The sequence below is a fragment of the Bradyrhizobium erythrophlei genome (assembly GCF_900129425.1).
Classification (GTDB): Bacteria; Pseudomonadota; Alphaproteobacteria; order Rhizobiales; family Xanthobacteraceae; genus Bradyrhizobium; species Bradyrhizobium erythrophlei_C.
Window position 1 is genome coordinate 8376440 of record NZ_LT670817.1, and the last position, 17153, is coordinate 8393592.

Annotated in this window: 13 protein-coding genes and 1 pseudogene; 8 read left to right on the top strand and 6 right to left on the bottom strand. The window is 63.3% G+C overall.

The annotated features are described in order from the left end of the window. The first annotated feature begins 241 nt into the window (after window positions 1–241). Complete coding sequence (locus B5527_RS39810; protein WP_079607868.1) at window positions 242–1987, top strand: EAL domain-containing protein; 1746 nt, start codon at window positions 242–244, stop codon at window positions 1985–1987. Between the two features lie 44 nt (window positions 1988–2031). On the opposite strand, the gene B5527_RS39815 is transcribed toward B5527_RS39810, so the two are convergent. After that, a complete protein-coding gene (locus B5527_RS39815) occupies window positions 2032–2670 on the bottom strand; it encodes a carboxymuconolactone decarboxylase family protein (RefSeq protein ID WP_154072780.1) in 639 nt (212 codons plus the stop codon). 223 nt (window positions 2671–2893) lie between these two features. Between B5527_RS39815 and B5527_RS39820 the strand changes: the two genes are divergently transcribed. From B5527_RS39820 to B5527_RS39845, 6 genes are all read left to right on the top strand, one after another. Beyond that, window positions 2894–4078 (top strand): substrate-binding domain-containing protein, encoded by a 1185-nt coding sequence (locus tag B5527_RS39820; RefSeq protein ID WP_079606365.1) that lies wholly within the window; start codon window positions 2894–2896, stop codon window positions 4076–4078. Between the two features lie 184 nt (window positions 4079–4262). Then, window positions 4263–5027, top strand: a complete 765-nt coding sequence (locus tag B5527_RS39825; protein ID WP_079606366.1) for an ABC transporter ATP-binding protein — start codon at window positions 4263–4265, stop codon at window positions 5025–5027. After that, a complete protein-coding gene (locus B5527_RS39830; RefSeq protein WP_079606367.1) occupies window positions 5024–5746 on the top strand; it encodes an ABC transporter ATP-binding protein in 723 nt (240 codons plus the stop codon). Before B5527_RS39825 ends, B5527_RS39830 begins: the two co-directional genes overlap by 4 nt. Beyond that, window positions 5743–6753: a branched-chain amino acid ABC transporter permease gene (locus tag B5527_RS39835; RefSeq protein WP_079606368.1), complete on the top strand. Its 1011-nt coding sequence runs from the start codon at window positions 5743–5745 to the stop codon at window positions 6751–6753. The genes B5527_RS39830 and B5527_RS39835 overlap by 4 nt, the downstream gene beginning before the upstream one ends. A 10-nt stretch (window positions 6754–6763) precedes the next feature. Then, on the top strand, window positions 6764–7834 hold the full coding sequence (locus tag B5527_RS39840; protein WP_079606369.1) for a branched-chain amino acid ABC transporter permease: 1071 nt from the start codon (window positions 6764–6766) through the stop codon (window positions 7832–7834). 423 nt (window positions 7835–8257) lie between these two features. Then, entirely contained in the window at window positions 8258–8662 is a 405-nt protein-coding gene (locus B5527_RS39845) for a YccF domain-containing protein (protein WP_079606370.1), read from the top strand. Window positions 8663–8679: 17 nt separating this feature from the next. Here the strand turns inward: B5527_RS39845 and B5527_RS39850 are convergent, their stop codons facing one another. Both B5527_RS39850 and B5527_RS39855 read right to left on the bottom strand, forming a co-directional pair. Beyond that, on the bottom strand, window positions 8680–9708 hold the full coding sequence (locus tag B5527_RS39850) for a hypothetical protein (RefSeq protein ID WP_079606371.1): 1029 nt from the start codon (window positions 9706–9708) through the stop codon (window positions 8680–8682). Between the two features lie 69 nt (window positions 9709–9777). Continuing rightward, entirely contained in the window at window positions 9778–11532 is a 1755-nt protein-coding gene (locus B5527_RS39855; RefSeq protein WP_079606372.1) for a SulP family inorganic anion transporter, read from the bottom strand. Between the two features lie 200 nt (window positions 11533–11732). Between B5527_RS39855 and B5527_RS39860 the strand changes: the two genes are divergently transcribed. Continuing rightward, a complete protein-coding gene (locus B5527_RS39860; RefSeq protein ID WP_245332430.1) occupies window positions 11733–14852 on the top strand; it encodes a bifunctional diguanylate cyclase/phosphodiesterase in 3120 nt (1039 codons plus the stop codon). A gap of 3 nt (window positions 14853–14855) precedes the next feature. On the opposite strand, the pseudogene B5527_RS47945 reads toward B5527_RS39860, so the two are convergent. From B5527_RS47945 to B5527_RS39875, 3 genes and pseudogenes are all read right to left on the bottom strand, one after another. Further along, window positions 14856–15925 (bottom strand): annotated as a pseudogene (locus B5527_RS47945) (LLM class flavin-dependent oxidoreductase). 93 nt (window positions 15926–16018) lie between these two features. Then, window positions 16019–16243 (bottom strand): hypothetical protein, encoded by a 225-nt coding sequence (locus tag B5527_RS39870; RefSeq protein WP_079606374.1) that lies wholly within the window; start codon window positions 16241–16243, stop codon window positions 16019–16021. A 379-nt stretch (window positions 16244–16622) separates the two neighbouring features. Further along, a complete protein-coding gene (locus B5527_RS39875) occupies window positions 16623–17147 on the bottom strand; it encodes a GlcG/HbpS family heme-binding protein (RefSeq protein WP_079606375.1) in 525 nt (174 codons plus the stop codon). Window positions 17148–17153: the final 6 nt, after the last annotated feature.

Below are 17153 nucleotides of genomic sequence, written 5' to 3' on the forward strand. Positions count from 1 at the left end.
CCCCTTCAAGGGTAATGTGGGCAGCAAGCGTTGCCGAACGCGCGCCGGTGTCGCGTACCGGACAGTTCTGAAGCGGCCGTTGACATTCTGTTAATGACAACTCGCGGCGCTTCGATCCGAATGGATGGCGCCACCGCGGCCCGGCATGTTTCTCGGATCCATTTAACCAAACCTACAACAGACCCCGGCAATGTCGGCGGTCATGCAAAGCCGCAACAATCATGAGCTACAGCCCGCCGCAATGGACAGCGATGGCGCTTTCGCGCTCGAGACCGAGCTGAACATTCTGCGGGACGTTTTCAGGATGCTCCCGAACGGCGTGACGCTCCAGGACGAGCAAGGCCGCTTCCTGCTGGTGAACGATGCCGCGGCGGCGCAGCTTGGGATGGCCTCCGCCGGGCCACCTGCGCCGGCTTCGAAAGAATTGAGCGATCGCCGCGATGCCGCCATGGCAGTGCTCCACGCCGGCCACGCGGCTGTAACGGAGGAATTGGTGACCAGCGGCCCGGTCAGACAGGTCTTCCTCACCGCCCATCGCCCGGTTCGTATCGCGGACCGCGATCTGCTGCTTTCGAGTTCTGTCGACATCAGCGGGCAAAAGGCCGTCGAGGATCAGTTGTTCCGCTCGGCCTATTATGACGAACTCACCGGCCTGCCGATGCGGCGGGTGATCGAACATCGCGCCAACAGCCTGCTGCAGCACGACGAAACGCATACGCGGTTCGCGCTGGCGTTTCTCGACATCGACAATTTTAAGCACATCAACGACTATTACGGCCACGCGATCGGGGATGCGCTGCTGGTCGAAGTCGCCAAGCGGCTCGGACGCGACCTGCGCGAATCCGACATGCTGTCGCGGATCAGCGGCGACGAATTCCTGCTGCTGCTCAACCCGATTCAGAGCGAGCATGAGGTGGCCGAATACGTCCAGTCCGTGCTGGCGCGGCTCAGCGCCCCGTATTTCATCGATGGATCGGAAGTATTCGCTTCCGTTTCGATCGGGGTGAGCCTGTATCCCGAGCACGGCCGCAGCTACGACGTATTGCGCCAGAACGCCGATATCGCGATGTACCGCGTCAAGAACGACGGCAAGGGCGCGGTGGCGTTCTTCGACGCCGGCATGGAGCGCGAGGCGCTGGCGCGTATGAAAATCGAGCAATCGCTGCGGCTCGCCATTCTGGAAAAGCGCTTTTGCTGTGCCTTCCAGCCCAAGGTCGACATCAGGACTCAGGATATCAAGGGCATCGAGGCGCTGGTCCGGCTGCGCGACGACGAGGGCGTCATTCAGGCCCCCGGCACCTTCATCAATCTCGCCGTGGAATTGGGCCTGATCGACGAACTCACGCATCTGGTGCTGGCCGAGATCGTCAAGTCGATCGATCTGATCAACGAGACCTTCGGGCCCGACACCTCCATCAGCATCAACGTCGCGGCCAGGCAGGCCGGCAATCCGGAGTTCATGCGCCCGTTCGCAGAGGCGATTGAAGCAACCGGATTTCCCAAACGTTTCATGATCGAGGTGACCGAGGACGCCTTCGTCGCCAAAACCCACTTCCAGGACGAAATTCTGCCGATCTTCCGCCAACTCGGCGTCGGGATCTCGATCGATGATTTCGGCATCGGCTATTCGTCGCTGTCGGCGCTGGCCGACATCACCGCCGACGAAATCAAGATCGACCGGTCCTTCATCACCGACATTCACAAGCGCCCGCGCAGCCAGGGGATTTTGCGCGCGATCGAATCGCTCAGCGAGGCGCTCGGCATGACGGTGGTTGCCGAAGGCATCGAAACCTTCGAGGAACTCGCCTATCTGCAGGCGGCCACCAAAATCCGCCATGCGCAGGGTTTCTACTTTTCCAGGCCGATCTTCCTGGAGGAACTCAAGCCGGCGGTCCGGATCTTCAGCGACGCGCGCGTCGGTCCGACTAGCCGGCCGCCCCAGGAAAACCGTCCGGCCTATTCCCGCGGCGAGCGCTATCGCCGCTGACCGGCGCACGCGCGGCGGTCAGCGCGTATTGATACCGATAGCGTCTATTTCGACAACGCCGGCAGCGGCGCCACGCTGTCGTTCGGCGCGCCGGCCTGCATGGTGATCAGCGTCATCGAGACCAGATCGTAGTAACCGATGATGCCGATGATATCCATGATGCCGCGTTCGCCGAATTTTTCGCGCGCGGCGCCATAGACCGCGTCCGGCACCTGCTTGTCGCGGTACAGCGCCATGGCAAGATCGTACAGCGCGGCCTCGTCGTCCTTCATGTTTTCAGGGCGCTTGCCGGCCGAGATGGCGCTCAGGACGGCGGGATCGAGACCGGCCTTGAGCGCGAGCGGATAATGCGCGAACCATTCATACTGCGCGGTCCATTGCCGCGCGGTGATCAATATCGCGAGTTCGCTGAGGCGCGGCGGCAGCGAGGTGTGCCAGCGCAGGTAATCCGACAGGGCCGACAGCCGCGGCGCCAGATCGGGATTGCGGACATAGGCGCGGTAGGGAGGGTTGGTGATTTTCGCGTTGCGCGGCGGCGGGGCGATCATCTCGGCCCATGCCTTTTGCGCCGGCGTCAGCTCGTCGGCTTTTAATGGCGCGAAGCGGGTGATGTCCTCGGCGCGGCCGGCCTGCGGCATCGCGACCAGAGCCGCCAGACCAAAGGCGGCCAACAGATGTTTCATGGTTTCTCTCCCTGATAGCGCGGACTTCCTCCGCACCGGCTCTTTCGGCCGCGTTCCAAGACTATTCTCAAGACTATTCTGATGAAGGATGGGATCAATGGGGGGGTCGCGGGCCGGCGCGCGAAGGCCGCGGCGACAATGCCGCCTTGACCCGGGGGGAGCCCGCACCCTATCAGTGGCCGGCAGATCGCCTAACCGGAAGAAACCCAGGGGGAGAGTAGCTGTGCGAAAATCATTGATCGTTCACGGGATTGCCGTGGCTTTGCTGGGGACCGCCGCAGCGCATGCGGACGATCTGAAGATCGCCTTGATCTACGGCAAAACCGGGCCGCTGGAGGCCTATGCCAAGCAAACTGAAACCGGTCTGCGGATGGGACTGGAATATGCCACCAAGGGCACCATGATGCTCGACGGGCGCAAGATCGTCATCATCACCAAGGACGACCAGAGCAAGCCGGATCTCTCCAAGGCCGCCCTCGCGGAGGCCTATCAGGACGACAAGGCCGATATCGCGATCGGCACCACATCGTCGGCCGCGGCGCTGGCCGACCTTCCGGTCGCCGAGGAAAACAAGAAGATCCTGATCGTCGAGCCCGCCGTCGCGGATCAGATTACCGGCGAAAAGTGGAATCGATACATCTTCCGCACCGCGCGCAATTCCTCCCAGGATGCGATCGCCAACGCGGTGGCGATCGGCAAGCCGGGCGTCACCATCGCGACGCTGGCGCAGGACTATGCGTTCGGCCGTGACGGCGTCGCCGCCTTCAAGGAGGCGCTGGCCAAGACCGGCGCGACGCTCGCCGACGAGGAATACGTGCCGACCACTACGACCGATTTCACCGCGGCCGGCCAGCGCCTGTTCGACGCGCTGAAGGACAAGCCGGGACGCAAGATCATCTGGGTGATCTGGGCGGGCGGCGGCGATCCCCTGACCAAGCTGCAGGATATGGACCCGAAGCGTTACGGCATCGAGCTTTCGACCGGCGGCAACATCCTGCCGGCGCTCGCCGCCTACAAGCGGCTGCCGGGCATGGAAGGCGCGACCTATTACTACTACGACATTCCTAAGAACCCGGTGAACGACTGGCTGGTGTCGGAGCATCAGAAGCGCTTCAACGCACCGCCGGATTTCTTCACCGCCGGCGGCTTCTCCGTGGCGATGGCCGCGGTTGCTGCCGTCACCAAGGCGAAATCGACCGACACCGAGAAGCTGATCGCCGCGATGGAAGGCATGGAGTTCGATACGCCGAAGGGCAAGATGATCTTCCGCAAGGAGGACCATCAGGCGCTGCAGAGCATGTATCACTTCAGGGTCAAGGTCGATCCGAACCTCGCCTGGGCGGTGAACGAACCGGTTCGCGAACTCAAGATCGAGGACATGAACATCCCGATCCGCAACAAGCGCTGACGTTACCGTTCCTCGCGCCTTCGGCGTTGCGATTTCGTCATTGCCGGGCTTGACCCGGCAATCCATCCTGCTTCCAGACAAGGCCTTTTTTGGAAGGGGATGGATGCGCGGATCAAGCCCGCGCATGACGACAGAGTACGTGGAAAGCGCTTGCGATTTGACCAGACATCCTGACGACGGCTCAATGACAACCCTCGAAACCCGCGATCTGACCATTCGCTTCGGCGGGCACTTCGCGGTCAACCGTGTCAGCTGCAGCTTCCGGCCGGGCGAGCTGACCGCCATTGTCGGCCCCAACGGCGCCGGCAAGACCACCTATTTCAACCTGATCTCGGGACAGCTGCGTCCGACCGAGGGCAGCATCCACTTCGACGGCGCCGATATCACCCGGCTGTCCGCGCCGCTGCGCACCCGCGCCGGGCTCGGCCGCGCCTTCCAGCTTACCAATCTGTTTCCGAACCTCAGCGTGGAAGAAAATGTCCGCCTCGCGGTGCAATCGGCCAGCGGCGTACACTACGACATGCTGCGGCCGTGGATGACGCGCAAGGACCTGATCGCGCGGGCCGACGCCATTCTCGACAAGGTCGCGCTCGGCGCCCGGCGGAACGTGGCGGCGACGGTGCTGTCCCATGGCGACCAGCGCAAGCTCGAAGTCGCCCTGATGATGGCGCTCGAGCCCAAGGTGTTCATGTTCGACGAGCCTACCGCCGGCATGAGCATCGACGAAGTCCCCGTCGTGCTCAACCTGATCGCGCAGCTCAAGCAGGATTCCAGCAAGATCATCCTCCTGGTCGAGCACAAGATGGACGTGGTGCGTTCGCTGGCCGACCGCATCATCGTGCTGCACAATGGCCAGCTGGTCGCCGACGGCAAGCCGGCCGAGGTGATCGCCTCGCCGATCGTGCAGGAAGCCTATCTCGGCATCGCGCCCGGAAAGAGCGCGGCATGAGCGACCTTCTCACTCTCGCCGGCGTACATACCCACATCGGGCGTTATCACATTCTGCAGGGCGTCGATTTCAGCGTGGCCGCCGGCCAGACCACGATGCTGCTGGGCCGCAACGGCGCCGGCAAAACCACGACGCTGCGAACCATCATGGGGCTGTGGCAGGCCTCCGCGGGGCAGATATCGCTGGCCGGGCACCGCATCGAGCAGCGCGCGACGCCTGACATCGCGCGGCTCGGCGTCGGTTATGTTCCCGAAAGCATGGCGGTGTTTTCGGACCTGACGGTGAAGGAAAACCTGGTGCTGGCGGCGCGCGACGGGCCGCTCGACGATGCGAGGCTGGAATGGATCTTCGGATTCTTCCCGGCACTGCGGCGTTTCTGGCTGTCGCGCGCCGGAGCGTTGTCGGGCGGACAGAAGCAGATGCTGTCGATCGCGCGAGCCATCGTCGAACCGCGCAAATTGCTTTTGATCGACGAGCCGACCAAGGGGCTGGCGCCGGCGATCGTGGTGGCGCTGATCGAATGTTTTGCCGAGGTCAAACGCCGCGGCGCCACCATTTTGCTGGTCGAGCAGAATTTCCGCGCCGCGCAGGAACTCGGCGACACCGTGCTGGTGATGGACAACGGCAAGATCGTCCATCGCGGCGACATGGCGGCGCTGGCGTCCGACGTCGCGCTGCAGGAACGGCTGCTCGGGCTCAGCTTGGAGGCGCATCAGTGACCGATCTTGCCGCATCAGCCGCGCTGCCCAAGCCGAAGCGGGATATCCTGCCGATGCTGCTGCCGGTGATCCTCGCGCTCGCGATGCTGCCGCTGATCGGATCGGGCAGTTCCTGGGTGACGCTGACGGTGGCGAGCTTCGCGATGGGCATGATGATCTTCATCATGGCGTCCGGCCTGACGCTGGTGTTCGGGCTGATGGACGTGCTCAATTTCGGCCACGGCGCCTTCATCTCGGTCGGCGCCTATGTCGCGACCCTGGTGCTGCTGCCGCTGGCACCTTACGTGCAGGCCGATTCACTGTGGCTTAATCTGGCGGTGCTGGCGCCGGCGGCACTGCTGTCGATGGCGGTCTCCGGCGCGCTCGGACTTGTGGTCGAGCGCGTGCTGATCCTTCCGGTCTACGGCCAGCACCTCAAGCAAATTCTGATGACAACCGGCGGATTGATCGTCGCCGAGCAGGCGCTGTATGCGCTGTGGGGGCCGCAGATCATTCCATTGCCGCTGCCGACCTCGTTGCGCGGCTCGTTCATCATCGGCGACATCGCGATCGCGAAATACCGCCTGCTGGCGATGCTGGTCGGGCTGATCGTATTCGCGGGCATTCAACTGGTGCTGAACCGGACCAAGATGGGGCTTCTGATCCGCGCCGGCGTGGAAAACCGCGAGATGGTGGAGGCGCTCGGCTACCGGATCCGGCGGCTGTTCCTCGGCGTGTTCATGGTCGGCTCCGGTCTCGCCGGTCTCGGCGGGGTGATGTGGGCGCTGTATCGCGAGCAGGTGCACGCCTCGATGGGCAACGATCTCACGGTACTGGTGTTCATCGTCGTGATCATCGGCGGCCTCGGCTCGATCGGCGGCTGCTTCATTGGCGCGCTGCTGGTCGCGATGGTCGCCAACTACGGCGGCTTCCTGGTGCCGAAACTGGCGCTGGTCTCCAACATCCTGCTGATGGTCGCGATCCTGATGTGGCGGCCGCGCGGGCTCTATGCGGTGACGAGTCGATGAAGGTTTGCCGATGATGATCCTGTCAGGCGACCCGCCGCGCAGCCGCGTGCTCAGCCTCATCCTCGTCGTCATCATCGCGGCGCTGGCGGTGGCGCCGTTTGTGTTTCCCGGCGCCAAGGCGATGAACGTCGCCACCAAGATCTGCATCTTTGCGGCGTTGGTGGCCTCTTATGACCTGCTGCTCGGCTACACCGGCTCGGTGTCGTTCGCGCATACCATGTTTTACGGCATCGGCAGCTATTCGGTCGCGATCGCGCTTTATTCCATGGGCCCGAGCTGGGCCGCGGTCGCCTCCGGCGTCGCCATCGGCCTGCCGCTCGCCATGCTGCTGGCGCTGGCGATCGGGCTGTTCTCGTTGCGGGTCGAGGCGATCTTCTTTGCGATGATTACGCTGGCGGTGGCCTCCGCCTTTCTGGTGCTGGCATCGCAACTGTCGTGGCTGACCGGCGGCGAGGACGGCCGCAGCTTCCAACTGCCGGAACTGTTGCGGCCGGGCACGGTGCTGATTTCGAAAGACTGGTTCGGTTTTGAAATCAACGGGCGGATACTGACCTACTATCTGATCTTCTTCGCGTCGGCCTTGATGATCCTGGCGCTGTTGCGCGTGGTGAATTCGCCGTTCGGCCGCGTGCTGCAGGCGATCCGGGAGAATCGTTTCCGCGCCGAGGCGCTCGGCTTTCGCACCGTGTTTCATCTGACCTATGCCAACTGCATCGCGGCCCTGGTCGCCGCCAGCGCCGGCATGCTGAACGCGCTGTGGCTGCGCTATGCCGGGCCGGACACCTCGCTGAGTTTTTCCATCATGCTGGACATTCTGCTGATGGTGGTGATCGGCGGCATGGGCACGATTTACGGCGCGATCATCGGTGCTGTGATCTTCATTCTGGCCCAGAACTATCTGCAGGCGCTGATGGGGGTGGCCTCCAACGCCGCGGCCGACGCCGGGCTGCCGCTGCTGCCGGGCCTGCTGCATCCGGACCGCTGGCTGCTGTGGCTCGGGCTGCTGTTTATCGCCAGCGTCTATTTCTTTCCGACCGGGGTCGTCGGACGGTTGCGGAGTGTGCCGGGCAAGTCGCCCTAAAGCGTAATGAGATGAGGTTAGATTGAGCTGCGACGCAGCGGGAATTTTACCTCTCCCTTGGGAGAGGTCGGCGCGTAGCGCCGGGTGAGGGTTTACGGTCTCTCGTTAGTGCAGCGCCCCCTCACCCGATTTGCTGCGCAAATCGACCTCTCCCCGCTGGGGAGAGGTGGTTCGCCGCCAGCCTTCGCGGCTCCGCCCGGCGTGGTGCTGCCTTTCGTCGCTGAACTGTTTGGACCCCGAAGTCGGCGCCCATGCCCGCGGCGCAGTGGGGATGGCCGAGCTACCGTCGGGATGCCGGTGGAGATCGAGGGCGAGGTCCTGATCTCGGACTAGGCGCAATTCGGTTTGATTGTCCGGTCCATCGGCATAGGATCGGGAATATCGCCCGGCGCGAACGCGTCACTCATTTTGCAGAGCCATCGCATGCCGCCCGTTTCGATAGTGCTGAACATCCTCTGGATTCTCTTTGGCGGAATATACATGGCCGCCGGCTGGGTGATCGCGGCCGTGATCATGGCCATTACCATTATCGGCCTGCCCTGGGCGAGAGCCGCCTTCAACATCGCCGCCTATACATTGCTGCCGTTCGGGCAGAAGGCCGTGCGCCGTGACAGCCTTACTGGCCAGCCCGACATCGGCACCGGACCGCTCGGCCTGGTCGGCAACGTGATCTGGTTCGTGCTTGCCGGCTGGTGGCTGGCGCTCGGGCATCTGATCACCGCGATTGTGCTGGCCGTGACCATCATCGGCATCCCCTTCGCCTGGGCCCACCTCAAACTCGCCGGGATCGCGCTGTGGCCGATCGGCAAGGTGATCGTGCCGGCGTAAGCCCTGGCGCCGGTCGATCAATGGCCGACCTCGCATCCCGGCAGGTCGAACAGAGCCTTGAGGCCGCAAGGCGAGGTCAACATCTTGTCGCCGTCGTGCCCGACACCCTGCACGTCCCATAGGCTGTGGTTCGGCGTGCCGGCGTCGCGCGACTGCATCGTGGCCGCATAGGCGTGACCGCGCGCATACCGGTAGGGACCCTCGGCCTCCGCCATGCAGCTCTTGTCGAGGGCGGGATGATCCGGGTTGGTGTCCAGTGTTCCCAATAAATAGATTACCCTTCGCGCCACATAGACCTTTTCCAGGGCGGCGATGGTCGGACCAGCCAGGTAATCGGGGCGTGCCTCCATGCCGTATTTCCAGTGGTTGTAGTCGGGGCAGCTCGCTGCAATCGATGGTTCCGGTCTTTCGGCGCTGAAATACGCATACGACGATGGATTGGCGACCACATAGCGCACGCCGACTCCCTGCCGCGTCAGCGACACCTCTCCTTTTCCGGCGATCGCGTAGCGTTGCACGACCTGCGCTCCGCCGGAATGACCCGCCACCACGACCTGTCTGAGGTTGGGGAACAGGCGCCGATCCGCCAATCTGGCCAGAATGGCATCGAGGGCCTCGAACGAACTCGCCGGCGTCGGTGCGACCGCAGGATCGCCGCCTTCCCAGCCCTCAAGGGTCCATCGCAGGGTATCAGCTGGAAGGTGGTAGGCATCCACATCGATCCCGGCCAGAAATTGCGGGACGATCATGATCGTGGTTTTGCCGGCTTCGCCGGCCGCGGCCTGCGCGGTTTTGGCGGATTTGAAATAAACATCGGCATTGCGAAGCCGTCCGTGCAGAACCAGAACCGCGCGGGTTATATCCGGCAACGGGCTGGTCCAGTCGGCGGAGACGTACACCGGCAAGCTGCCCTGGGTGCCAACCGGAATTCGCGAGTCGGCAACTTCTTTCACCGGCCGTTCATTGGGTGCAGCTTCGTCTGCCGCCCAGGCTTTCGGACTTATTAATGCAAAGAGCAGGAACGCGGCTCGCGCCAGCGGATGCATTACACTCATGGGATTTCCCTGGATGAAGTATGTTGTCGCGGCCTTAAGCAAGCCGCTGAGGGTAAACTTTCAACTGGATTGAGGGCCGACCGGACGCCTTTGGTTGCCGGCCTGAGCTTTTTTGCGGAGCGCCTGAATGGCTTCCTCGACGCTTTGGAACGAGCGCGCCGGTCCCAACAGATCGTCAATGCCGAACCGCGCCATCGCGTCCTGGGCGCGGATCGATTCGAGACGGGCGACGGCGAAATCGATGCCGTCGGCGTGACACTTGCGAATAAGATCGGCCAGGACCTGCGCCGCGGTGAAGTCGATCTCGACAATACCCGTCGCCTCCAGAACGATCAGCCGCACCCGCTGCGGCGAGGCCTGCAAGGCGGTCAGGATGTCGCGCCGGAAATGATAGGCGTTGAGAAACGACAACGGCGCCTGAAATCCAGCGACAATGACGTTCGGCTCGCGCTCGCCCGGGATATTGTGGCTCGACGGCCACCAGATCGAAGTTCCGGACACGCGTTCGTAGACCAGCACGCGGGCACGGGTCGTGCTCCAGATGCCGTACAGCAGCGACAGCGCGATGCCGATACCGACGCCTTGCTCGATCGGCAGTATGATGATCGCCGCTGCGGTCGCGGCGATCAGCAGGAATTCGCCGAACGATTGTCTGGCGATCGCGACGATCTGGCCGACGCGAACGATCCGCAAGGCGACGAACAGCAGCACGCCGCCGAGCGCCGCGTTTGGAATTCGGCTGAGCAGCGACGCGCCGAACGCCAGCAACACAAAGATGATTACCACGGCGGCGAGGCCGGCGATCTGGGATCGCCCGCCGGTTTCGGAAACCACCCCCGTGCGCGGCGGGCTGGCATCGACCGGAAATGCGCCGATCAGCCCGGACAGGATACTGCCGACCCCGACGCCGACGAAGTCGCGATCGACATCCGGCGGCTGGTCGGGATCCGACAGAAAGGACCGCGTGGTCGCCGCCGTCTGCACCATGATGACGACCGAGACGATGAGACTGAGCGACAGCAGGCTCGCCAGCCGACCGGCCGAGATAACCGGGATCGCAAACGATGGCGGCGCAACGGAGATCGCGCCGAGAACGCTGACGCCGCGGCTTTCAAGCCCGAGCCACAGCACGGCCACGCTCGCCGCAGCAAGCCCGATCAATGCCCCGGGAATCCGCGCGTCGATCCGCTCCGACAGGGCGATGGTTCCCAAAACCCCGAGGCCGATCGCAAGTGTGAACGGGTTTGTCTGGCCGAGATGGGTGGCGAGGACCGCCAGGCGTTGCAGCATCGGGCCATCCGGCGAGGGAAGCCCGAGGATGCCAGGCAATTGCGAAATGAAGATGTGCACGGAGATGCCGGCGAGAAAGCCTGTTGTCACGGGAATCGAGAGCAGATCCGCGATCCAGCCGAGGCGGAAAATTCCGGCCGCGAGCAGCAAAAGCCCGACCATCAGCGCCAGTGCCGCCGCCAGCAGCTGATATTCCGGGGAGCCGGACGCGGCCAGCATCGCAAGCCCGCCGGCAAAGATCGGCGTGATGGTCGAATCCGCGCCGCATGACAGGAAGCGATTGCTTCCGAACGCGGCGAACGCCACCGACCCCGCCAGAAAGGCAAAAAAGCCGATCGCCGGAGCAAAGCCGCCGAGCCGCGCGGTCGCCATCTGCTCGGGAATGGCGATGGCGGCAAGGGTGAGGCCGGCGAACAGATCGTGCGTGAAAAATTGAAGGCGATAGCCGGTCAGCGAACGGAACACCGGCCAGGCCTTGCGCGCGCCCGCCAGCCCGGCGTCCGAAGCACCGGAAGTGTCAGCCATAACTCGTCGCCTCCCCCGGAGATGCGCAGTTTTGAGCGCGTTTTCGGGGTCACGCTAGCATGCCGGCTGCGGCGGTGAAACAAAGGCCCGGAGGCGATCAACCCGGCGCTACGGTACTGGCCGTTAAGCCTTAAGTAACCGGATTTCCTAACCGGCAGGCCATTTGTGCATCGTATGCATGTCCCCCGGGGAGTCGGGGAATGCCAAGATTGATTTCCAGCATGTGGGATGCATTCGGATCGCGTAGAACGGCGGCGATCGGGTCGCGTCATCTTGTGGCCTCGTTTCGGCGAGGGCCGGTGCTCTGGCTCATCCTCAGCGGCGCCCTGCTGGTCGCGGCGATCATCATCGGCACGGTGGTCATGGTCAGCGAATTTCGCGAGCGCGCGCTGAGCAACAGCGAGCGCGAACTCGAAAACACCGTGCTGCTGCTCACCCGCCACTTCGACCAGCTGTTCGAAGACACCGATATCATGGCGAATGACTTCATCTCCCAGATGCAATTTTCGAAAATTGCTTCGCCGGAGATTTTCAAGAGCCGGATGTCGACTCTCGACGCGCATCTGATGTTGAAATCCAAGGTCAGCGGCCTGTCTTACATCGGCGACGTCATGATCTTCGACTCGGAAGGGAAGTTGATCAACTCATCCGGAGCGTGGCCGCTTCCGGCGCTTGGCGTTGCCGACCGGGAATATTTCAAAACCCTCAAATCGAACCCGCAATCGGCAACGGTGGTGACCGAATCGGTTCGCAGCGTTTTCACCGACGGCTGGACCACCATTTTCGCCCATGGACTGACCGCGCCGAATGGCGACTTTCTCGGCGTCATGGCGCGGCGGATCGACCCCGTCGTTTTTGAAAACTTCTTCGCTTCTGTCGCACTCGGGGAGGGCGCCGCGATTTCCATGTTCCATCGCGATGGAACGATGCTGGCGCGTTACCCTCATACCGAATCGATGATCGGGCAACAATTCAAATCGGCTCCGCTGCTGCATACTGTCCTGACCCGGGGAGGCCGTCAGACACTGCGCGTCCGAAGCCCCGTGGACGATCAGGACCGGCTCGGTTCGGCAGCGCCCCTGAGCCGTTTCCCGGTCGTGGTGGTCGCGACCATGACCGTCTCCGCCGCGCTGGCCGACTGGCGCGCGCAAACCAGATTCATGGTCGTTGCCGCCGTTCTGTCCGCGCTGGCGATCGCCTTCATCCTGTTCCTGATCATCCGGCAGATGACCCGGCAAAATCAGGAATCCCAGCGGCGGCTGGAAACGGAAAAGCACCGGCTCGACACTGCCCTGAACAATATGACGCAGGGCCTCGTGCTGTATGACGCATCGGCCCGCGTCGTCCTTTGCAACCAGCGCTACATCGATATGTATCGTCTGTCGACGGAGGTGGCAAAGCCGGGTTGCCATTTCCGCGACCTGATCCGGCATCGCAGGGAGACAGGGAGCTTCGGCGGCGACGTCGACGAATTTTGTTCAACCGTTCTGCGAAACGTTTCTCAGGGCAAGGTCACCCACAGTACCCTGAAAGCCGCGGACGGACGTACAGTCCAGATCGTCAACAAGCCGCTGGCGGATGGCGGCTGGGTTGCCACGATCGAAGATATCACAGAGCGCCGAAACCTCGAACAGGAACGCGATCGCAACTATGCCTTCCTGCGCCAGATCATCGATCACATCCCGACGCAGATCACCGTCAAGGACGTACGCGACCACCGCTACGTCCTGGTCAACCGGGTGGCGGAGACTCAATTCGGCGTGTCGCGCGATGCCATCGTCGGCAAGACAGCCTACGATTTGTTTCCGAAGTCGTCCGCCGACGCGATCGCAGCCGACGACGAAAAAGCCTTGCGATCCGCTCACGGCCTGTTTCTCGACGAGCGCCCGTGGCAAAGCCATCTGGGGCGTCGCTATATCACTTCAAGGCGGATCGGAATTCCGGATCAGGCCGGTGAAACCAGCTATATCATCAACGTCGTCGACGACGTCACCGATCGCCGGCGCGCCGACGAGAAGATCGCGCACCTTGCGCATTACGACGCGCTGACCGACCTGCCGAACCGGGTGCTGTTCCGCGAACAGATCGAACGCGAGCTGCAGCGAACCAGCCGCGGCGAGCAGTTCGCCCTGCTTTATATCGATATCGACGAGTTCAAGGGCATCAACGATTCGCTCGGGCATCATGTCGGCGATGAATTGCTGAAGGCCGTGGCGTCCCGCATCAGAAGCTGTATTTCGGACAACGATCTGATCGCGCGGCTGGGTGGCGACGAGTTTGCGGTCATTCAGACGGCCGTCGCGAACGCCGCCGACGTCGTGGAATTCGTGACCCGGATTCACGAGGCGATTCGGCAACCCTATCAATGCCTCGGTCACCAGCTCTCGACCGATGCCAGCATCGGCATCGCATTGGCGCCACAGGACGGCACCGATCTGGACCAGCTCATCAAGAACGCCGATCTGGCGATGTATGGCGCCAAGGCCGACGGACGCCGGACCCATCGCTTCTTCGAGCCGGCCATGGATGCCAGCGCCAAGGCCCGGCTTGCGCTGGAGCAGGATCTGCGCCAGGCGCTGGTCGACGGCGGCTTCGAAATCCACTACCAGCCGCTGGTCGATCTTCGGAGCGACCAGGTGACCGGCTGCGAAGCCCTGCTGCGCTGGCGCCATCCCGAACGCGGCATGATTTCCCCTGCCGAATTCATCCCGGTGGCGGAAGACACCGGCCTGATCAACGAACTCGGCGAATGGGTGCTGAGAACCGCCTGCGCCGAGGCCGCGACCTGGCCGAGCCATATCCGGCTCGCCGTCAACGTCTCCCCGGTTCAGCTCAAATGCCAGACGCTGGCGCTGAAGATTGCCGGCGCGCTGGCGGCCTCCGGTCTGGCCGCGAGCCGGCTGGAACTCGAAATCACCGAGGCAGTACTGATCCGCGACGACGAGGCCGCACTTGCCATCCTGCATCAACTCCGCGCCGTCGGGGTCCGTATCGCGCTGGACGATTTCGGCACCGGCTATTCCTCGCTGAGCTATCTGAAGCGCTTCCCGTTCGACAAGATCAAGATCGACCGTTGTTTCATCAGCGACGTCGCGGAAACCGGCGGATCATCGGCGATCGTGCAGGCGGTGGTCAACATCGCCGCCGCGCGCAACATGACGACAACAGCCGAAGGCGTCGAAACGCTTGAGCAAAAGGAAATGCTTGGCAGGCTGGGCTGCACCCAGATGCAGGGCTACCTGTTCAGCGCCGCCAGGCCCGGGGCGGAGGTGCGGCAGCTGTTCGGCGCGCGCGCCGATACCACGGCGGCGGTGGCCTGACTTTCACGCCGCCAGCCGGCCGCGATTGTTCTCGGCGAGGATGGGGCGGATCAGCCGTCCGAAGCGCTCGGCCTCCTCGTCGTGCAGATAGCCGGACAGGCAGAACGAATGGCAGCCGGCATCGATGAATTGCTGCAGGGTGTCGGCGCATTGCGAGGGATTGCCGACGACGGCGATTCCGGCGCCGGGTCGCACCCGGGTGATGCCGGTCCACAGATGCGGCAGCAGGAGATCGCCGTGCTCGCGGGCGAGCTGTTGCACCCGCTGGTTGGCCGCCGAGTTGTTGTAGAGCGTCTTGATCTCCTGCTTCTGCCGCTCGGTCGCGTTGCGCACCAGGATGTCGGCGGCTTCCCAGGCGTCCTTTTCATTCTCGCGGCAGATCACCTGCAGGCGCATGCCAAAGCCGATGTCGTTTTCGCGGCCATGCGCCTTCGCCATGCCCCTGATCTCGGCGATGTTCGCCGCGATCCGTTCCGGCAGGTCGCCCCAGAACAGGTGCACGTCGGAGTGCTTCGCCGATATTTCCCAGGCCTGACGCGAGCCGCCGCCGAGATAGAATTTCGGAAACGGCTGCTGCAGCGGCCGCGGCCGGATATGCGCGTGTGAAACTTGCCCTGGAAATTCAGCGGGCCGTGCGTGGTCCACAGCGCCTTGAGGATCGAAACCTCCTCCTCCATCAGCGCGTAGCGTTCTTCCTTGGCATAGCGCACGCCCTCGCCTTCGACCTCGCTTTCGTTCTGGCCCGCGATCAGGTTGATGCAGATGCGCCCGCCCGACATCTGGTCGAAGGTCGAGATCATCTTCGCCAGCAGCACCGGGTTGATGTAGCCGGACCGGGCCGCGATCAGCGGCTTGATCGTCGCCGAACGCGCCGCCATGAACGCGCCTGATATCCAGGCCTCCCAGCAGGTCGAGCCCACCGGGATCAGCAGATATTCGAAGCTCGCCTTCTCCGCGGCCTGCACGACGCGGTCGCATAGTTCGGGCGATCCCGCCACCTGGGCTTCCATTACACCATAGGCCGTGGTGTCGCCATGCGTGGGCAGATACCAGCCGAATTCGAGCGGACGCATCGACGATTCTCTCTGAGGCGCAATTTCCTTGAGAGGTAGTTTACAGCGTGCGCTCCGCGGGACAATCGGGGTGGCGGCAACGCTTATCTCACCTCACGTCGGTCCCCGCAGCCGCTCGCGATAAGCCTCCATTCCCAAGCGAATGTCTTTATCCGAGACCCACTGGCCGCCTTCATCCATTACGCCCGCCTCCAGCATCGCGGCGGCGCATGGCCAATGCAGATCGACCCAGCGCGGAATATCGGCCTCGGGCATGCCGCCACGGCGGCAAATCCGCTCGGCCATCTCGCGGGCCAATGGTTCGATGTTTGAGGTCATGAGGTCACCGTCGACGGCGGGGCCCAGGCCGCCGGAGCCGCAATCTCACGCGGAACATGGCCGAAAGCAGGGCAACCGGCCGCTGTCGGGAAAGCCCCCGCCCGGCCGAAACTCCAGTCGCGCCGGCGAGCGCACCGGAAACGAGAGCAAGATGGCTTTAAGTTGAATCGGTGCCCTTCACCTCTCCCCAGCGGGGAGAGGTCGATTTGCCAACGGGTCGGCGCGAAGCGCCGCCCGATGATGAACTCCGCAAATCGGGTGAGGGGGTGCTGCACCAACGATAGACCGCAACCCCTCACCCGGCGCTACGCGCCGACCTCTCCCTATGGGAGAGGTAAAGTTTCCGCTACAGCTCAATCTAACTTCAACTCATCACGCTTTAAAGCTCGCGATCCTTGATTCCAGCCTTCGCATACAACTCGTTGATGTGCTGCTTGACCTCGGGCGGCGTGGTGTCGTCCGCGGGCAGATGCGCCCATCCGGCCTTGCCGCGCGCATATTGACCGATCACTTCATCCTGATCCGAGGTCGCGCCGCTGATGCCGTAGCAGCCGACCATCTCGTTGCCCTTGAAGACAGGCGCCGCTCCGCCGGAGGCCGCGACGCGACCGTTCGACATCACTGCCATGGCGATCATCAGTTGCGGATTGCGTTCCTTGAACCATTGCTGGATGACGAGGCCGTCGGGAAAACGCGGCGACATCGAGCGAAAGGCGGCGACGGTGTAAGCCTTGGCCCACGCAGTTTCCGGCGTCACAAAACCTGCATCATCCATCCGCTCGAGCGCGATCAGGTGGCCCTCGGGGCCGACGATGGCGATCGATACCGGGACCCCCATCTGGTCCGCCTTCTCGATTGCCGCCTTGATGAACTCGCGGCATTCGACCGCGCGCAGTTTTGCCATGTCAGA

Excerpts from the sequence above, each read along its gene's own strand:
- B5527_RS39810 (WP_079607868.1), top strand. The coding sequence starts at position 242 with ATGGACAGCGATGGCGCTTTCGCGCTCGAGACCGAGCTGAACATTCTG.
- B5527_RS39815 (WP_154072780.1), bottom strand. The coding sequence starts at position 2,670 with ATGAAACATCTGTTGGCCGCCTTTGGTCTGGCGGCTCTGGTCGCGATG.
- B5527_RS39825 (WP_079606366.1), top strand. The coding sequence starts at position 4,263 with ATGACAACCCTCGAAACCCGCGATCTGACCATTCGCTTCGGCGGGCAC.
- B5527_RS39830 (WP_079606367.1), top strand. The coding sequence starts at position 5,024 with ATGAGCGACCTTCTCACTCTCGCCGGCGTACATACCCACATCGGGCGT.
- B5527_RS39840 (WP_079606369.1), top strand. The coding sequence starts at position 6,764 with ATGATGATCCTGTCAGGCGACCCGCCGCGCAGCCGCGTGCTCAGCCTC.
- B5527_RS39845 (WP_079606370.1), top strand. The coding sequence starts at position 8,258 with ATGCCGCCCGTTTCGATAGTGCTGAACATCCTCTGGATTCTCTTTGGC.
- B5527_RS39850 (WP_079606371.1), bottom strand. The coding sequence starts at position 9,708 with ATGCATCCGCTGGCGCGAGCCGCGTTCCTGCTCTTTGCATTAATAAGT.
- B5527_RS39855 (WP_079606372.1), bottom strand. The coding sequence starts at position 11,532 with ATGGCTGACACTTCCGGTGCTTCGGACGCCGGGCTGGCGGGCGCGCGC.
- B5527_RS39860 (WP_245332430.1), top strand. The coding sequence starts at position 11,733 with ATGCCAAGATTGATTTCCAGCATGTGGGATGCATTCGGATCGCGTAGA.
- B5527_RS39870 (WP_079606374.1), bottom strand. The coding sequence starts at position 16,243 with ATGACCTCAAACATCGAACCATTGGCCCGCGAGATGGCCGAGCGGATT.
- B5527_RS39875 (WP_079606375.1), bottom strand. The coding sequence starts at position 17,147 with ATGGCAAAACTGCGCGCGGTCGAATGCCGCGAGTTCATCAAGGCGGCA.